We start from the raw sequence: 4,312 nt of genomic DNA on the forward strand, positions 1-4,312 counted from the left end.
TTCTCGGCGTGGGTCTGATGTGTTTCAGGGGCAGCCGGCCCGCACCCCCCAAGCGCTGCAGCCTCACTGCGGCAGCCAAAGGCGGCGCGCACGTCACGGCCATTGATGCTGCCCTCGGCCTGCCTGACGTGAGACAGATCTACGGTCGCGCAGCAAGCGCTGGCGGTCGGCTGTTCTTGGCAGCCGCCCGGCAAGTCGATCAAGCGGGGCCTTGTGGCCGACGAGCGAGACGCAGACGTTCCTGACTCTGGACGGCTGCCAGGGCGAGCTCGCGACCCGCGACGCCGGAGCGGTCACAGTGGGCGCCGCAGGAGGCCGGACTTAGGAAGAAGCGGTACCGGAGCAGGTGCCGCAGGAGGGTGGGCTCGGCGAAGAAGCGGTGCCGGGTCAGTCGGGGCGGGTGCCGCGGGGGTGCGCCTGGCGGTGGACCTGTTTCAGGCGCTCGGCCGAGACGTGGGTGTAGAGCTGGGTGGTCTGGAGGGAGGCGTGGCCGAGGATCTCCTGGACGCTTCGCAGGTCGGCGCCGCCCTCCAGCAGGTGTGTGGCGGCGCTGTGGCGGAGTCCGTGGGGGCTTAGGTCAGGGACGTGGCCGACTTCGGCGATCCGTGCGTGGACGATGCGGCGTGCACTCGTGGGGTGGAGGCGACCCCCGCGAACGCCCAGGAAGAGCGCCGGACCGCTGTCTTCGTTCGCGAAGGAAGGACGCCCTGCGCGCAGCCAGTCCTGGACGGCGCGGACCGCTGGTTCGCCGACTGGAACGATGCGTTCTCGTCCTCCCTTGCCCAGGACGCGGACCGTCCTACGGCCGGTGTCCAGGTCGTCGATGTCGAGCCCGCACAGCTCACTGACACGGACGCCCGTCCCGTAGAGCACCTCTAGGACGGCCAGATCGCGCAGGCCTAGAGGGCCTTGCGCGTCCATGGTGTCGAGTAGGCGCCCTGCGTCGTCCTGGGTGAGGACGCCAGGGAGGTCACGCTGCCGCTTGGGGGTGCCCAGGAGCAGCCCTGGATCGTCCTCCAGGAGGCCACGTCTGTGGAGGTGCCGGGTGAAGGCGCGGGCGGCGGCGGTCCGGCGGGCCAGGGTGGCGCGCGAGCGGCCAAGGGCGTGCTGGCGCGCGAGCCAGGCCCGCAGTAGCGAGACGTCCAGTTCCCCGGGCTCGGCGACGCCGGTGACGGCGGCATAGGCGCACAGATCAGCCAGATCCCCCAGATAAGCCCGCAGCGTGTGCGACGACACGTCGCGTTCGGCGCTGAGATGGCGCCCGAAATCGGCTACGGCGTCCTCCAATGCGTTCGTCACAGCCGTCACGCTGCGCCAACGACCCGGCCGGCGCAAGCACCGACCGGCGGTTGCACCTGAATTGCCGCAGATCTCCGGCCGGGTTATCCACAGAACGTCGTTCTAGTGCTACGCATCGTCACGACCCGGCACTGTCAGAGGCCGGAGGTGAGGCACCCGTGAACGCTCACATCAATCTCGGCCGCCGCGGCGAGGACGCCGCCGTCGACTACCTCGTCGGCCTCGGCTGGACGATCATCGACCGCAACTGGCGCTGCCGCGAGGGCGAACTCGACATCGTCGCCCACGACGGGCGCAGGCACATCGTCTGCGAGGTGAAGACCCGCCGCTCCGCACGGTTCGGCGATCCCCTCGAAGCGATCACCACCGACAAGGCGGCCCGGTTACGGCGGCTGGCCTGGCGGTGGGCCGCCGCCCACGGAGTCGGCGGCGCGCCCATGCGGGTGGACGTCCTCGGCCTGATCGGCGACGGCGACGGCTTCTCGATCGATCACCTGCGGGAGGTGTGCTGATGACGCTCGCGAAGACCCGCTCGGTATCCCTGGTCGGGGTGGACGGCTTCGTCGTGGACGTGGAGGCGGCCATCACCAGCGGCGTCCCGGGCCTGCACCTGGTCGGCCTTCCCGACACGGCGCTCAGCGAAGCCCGCGACCGCGTCCGCGCCGCCATCTTCAACTCCGGTGAAGACTGGCCCAACCGCCACGTCACGGTGTCGCTGTTCCCGGCGAGCATGCCGAAGAAAGGCTCCACCTTCGATCTCAGTATCGCCGTTTCATTGCTCGCGGCGGCGGAGGTCGTCTCGCCGCGCAGCTGCGCGGGGCTGGTGCTGATCGGCGAACTCGGCCTGGACGGCCGCATCCGCCCGATCCAAGGCATACTGCCCGCCGTGCTGGCCGCCGCCAACCGGGGCTGCCGCACGGTCGTGGTGCCCCAGGCGAACGCCGCCGAAGCCGAACTCGTCCCCGACATGCAGGTCGTGTCCGCGAGCACGCTCCGCGGCCTGCTGTGCCTCCTGCGCGACGAGCCGCCGCCCATCGAGGAGGGCGAGGAGGACGACTTCGCCCTCCCCGCGGACGGGTACGCCATCAGGCAGCAGGAGATCCCGCCCGACCTGGACCTGGCCGACGTCCGGGGGCAGGCCGAGGCCCGCCGCGCGCTGGAGATCAGCGCGGCGGGAGGGCACCACCTCTTCTTCGCCGGGCCGCCCGGCTGCGGGAAGACGATGCTCGCGGAGCGGCTGCCGACGCTGATGCCGGCCCTGGAACCCGAGATCGCGCTGGAGGTCACCGCGATCCACTCGGTCGCCGGAACCCTCCGGCCGGGCCAGCCGCTGATCACCCAGCCGCCGTTCTACGCCCCGCACCACACCGCCTCGCGGGCGTCGATGGTCGGCGGCGGTTCAGGCCGGGTGCTCCAGCCGGGCGCCGTATCCCTCGCCCACCGTGGCATCCTCTTCCTGGACGAGGCGCCGGAGTTCCAGTCGGGGACGCTCGACGCCCTGCGCCAGCCCCTCGAAGAGGGCGTGGTGCGGATCTCCCGCATCGAGGGCATGGCGCACTTCCCGGCGCGGTTCACGCTCGTCCTCGCGGCGAATCCGTGTCCGTGCGCCGCCGCGAAGCAGATCGACTGCTCCTGCGCACCGGGTGTTCGCCGCAAGTACGCCAGCAGGGTGACCGGCCCGCTCCTCGACCGCATCGACCTCAAGCTGGAGCTGACACCGGCCAGTCGCGCCGAACTCCGCTACGACCTCGAATTCGCCGAGTCCAGCAAGGTGGTGGCCGAACGCGTCGAACTCGCCAGGGGACGAACCCGCCACCGCCTTGCGGATACCCCGTGGCGTTCCAACTCCGAGGTCCCCGGCCCGGAGCTGCGCAGGCGCTTCACCCCCTCGGCCGAGGCGATGCGAGGGGCCGACGAGGCCCTGCAGCGAGGCACGCTGAGCGCACGGGGTCTCGACCGGATCCTGCGGGTCGCCTGGACCATCGCCGACCTGGCCGGACACGATGAGCCCGGCCCGGACGACGTCGGCGGCGCACTCGCCCTGTGGTCGGCGGGGCGCCAATGAGCGACCAGCGAACCGCACGCGCCACCCTCACCGCCGTCGCGGAACCCGGCGACACGTTCCTCAACCGGATCATCGGCCACTGCGGCCCGGAGGAGGCCCTCGAAGCGATCCGCACCGGCCGCCTCCCCGGCGCGCTGGACGCCACTCCCAAGGAGGTCAAACGCCTCGACCAATGGCGGATCCGCCTGATCGCCGCGGAACCCGACCAGGACATGGCGGTCTGCGCCCGGTTCCGCGGCCGCCTCATCTGCCCGGGAGATCCCGAATGGCCGACGACGCTCGACGATCTCGGCACCGGACGCCCCTACGCCCTGTGGCTGCTCGGCCCCGGCGACCTGCGCTACTGGTGCCTGCGTTCGGTCGCCATCGTCGGTTCCCGCGCCGCGTCCCCCTACGGCCTGCGCGCCGCCGCCGACTTCGCGTCCGACCTGGCCGACGAGGGCTGGACGGTGATCTCCGGCGGCGCCCTCGGCATCGACGCGGCCGCCCACCGGGGTGCGCTCGCCGCCGACGGCCCCACCGTCGCGGTGCTCGCCAACGGGGTCGACGTCCCCTACCCGGCGTCCAACGAGGGGCTGTTCGCCGAGATGGCGCGGCGGTCCCTGCTGGTGAGCGAGTCGCCGCCGGGCACCCATCCGCACCGGCTCCGCTTCCTCGTCCGCAACCGGGTGATCGCGGCGCTGTCCCGGGGCACGGTCATCGTCGAGGCGGAGGCCCGCAGCGGCGCCCTGAACACGGCCGGCTGGGCGGCCAAACTCGGCCGCGTGGTGATGGCCGTCCCCGGCCCGATCACCTCCCGCTCCTCGGTCGGCTGCCACCGCCTCCTGCGTGAGGAGGGCGTCACGCTGGTCACCCGTCCTGAGGAGATCATCGAGGCCGTGGGACGCATCGGCACCGACCTGGCGCCGCCTCCCGCCACCCCCGTCCTCCCCCGCGACCACCCCGAAC

At 72.1% G+C, this 4,312-nt stretch carries 4 protein-coding genes; 3 read left to right on the plus strand and 1 reads right to left on the minus strand.

Translation table 11 applies throughout. The annotated features are described in order from the left end of the window. Window positions 1-387: 387 nt before the first annotated feature. Complete coding sequence (locus tag HUX53_RS26085; protein WP_309237435.1) at window positions 388-1,299, minus strand: tyrosine recombinase XerC; 912 nt, start codon at window positions 1,297-1,299, stop codon at window positions 388-390. A gap of 158 nt (window positions 1,300-1,457) precedes the next feature. On the opposite strand from HUX53_RS26085, the gene HUX53_RS41570 reads away from it, so the two are divergent. The 3 genes from HUX53_RS41570 to dprA all read left to right on the plus strand — a co-directional run. After that, complete coding sequence (locus HUX53_RS41570) at window positions 1,458-1,811, plus strand: YraN family protein (RefSeq protein ID WP_309237436.1); 354 nt, start codon at window positions 1,458-1,460, stop codon at window positions 1,809-1,811. Further along, window positions 1,811-3,364, plus strand: coding sequence for a YifB family Mg chelatase-like AAA ATPase (locus tag HUX53_RS26095; RefSeq protein WP_176405868.1), 1,554 nt, complete (start codon window positions 1,811-1,813; stop codon window positions 3,362-3,364). The genes HUX53_RS41570 and HUX53_RS26095 overlap by 1 nt, the downstream gene beginning before the upstream one ends. Next, on the plus strand, window positions 3,361-4,312 hold a 952-nt coding region (dprA, locus tag HUX53_RS26100; protein ID WP_176405869.1), incomplete at its 3' end, for a DNA-processing protein DprA. The genes HUX53_RS26095 and dprA, both read left to right, overlap by 4 nt.

The sequence above is a fragment of the Actinomadura sp. BRA 177 genome (assembly GCF_013372625.1).
Classification (GTDB): Bacteria; Actinomycetota; Actinomycetes; order Streptosporangiales; family Streptosporangiaceae; genus Spirillospora.

Coding starts and splice junctions, on each gene's coding strand:
- HUX53_RS26095 (WP_176405868.1), top strand. CDS start 1,811: ATGACGCTCGCGAAGACCCGCTCGGTATCCCTGGTCGGGGTGGACGGC.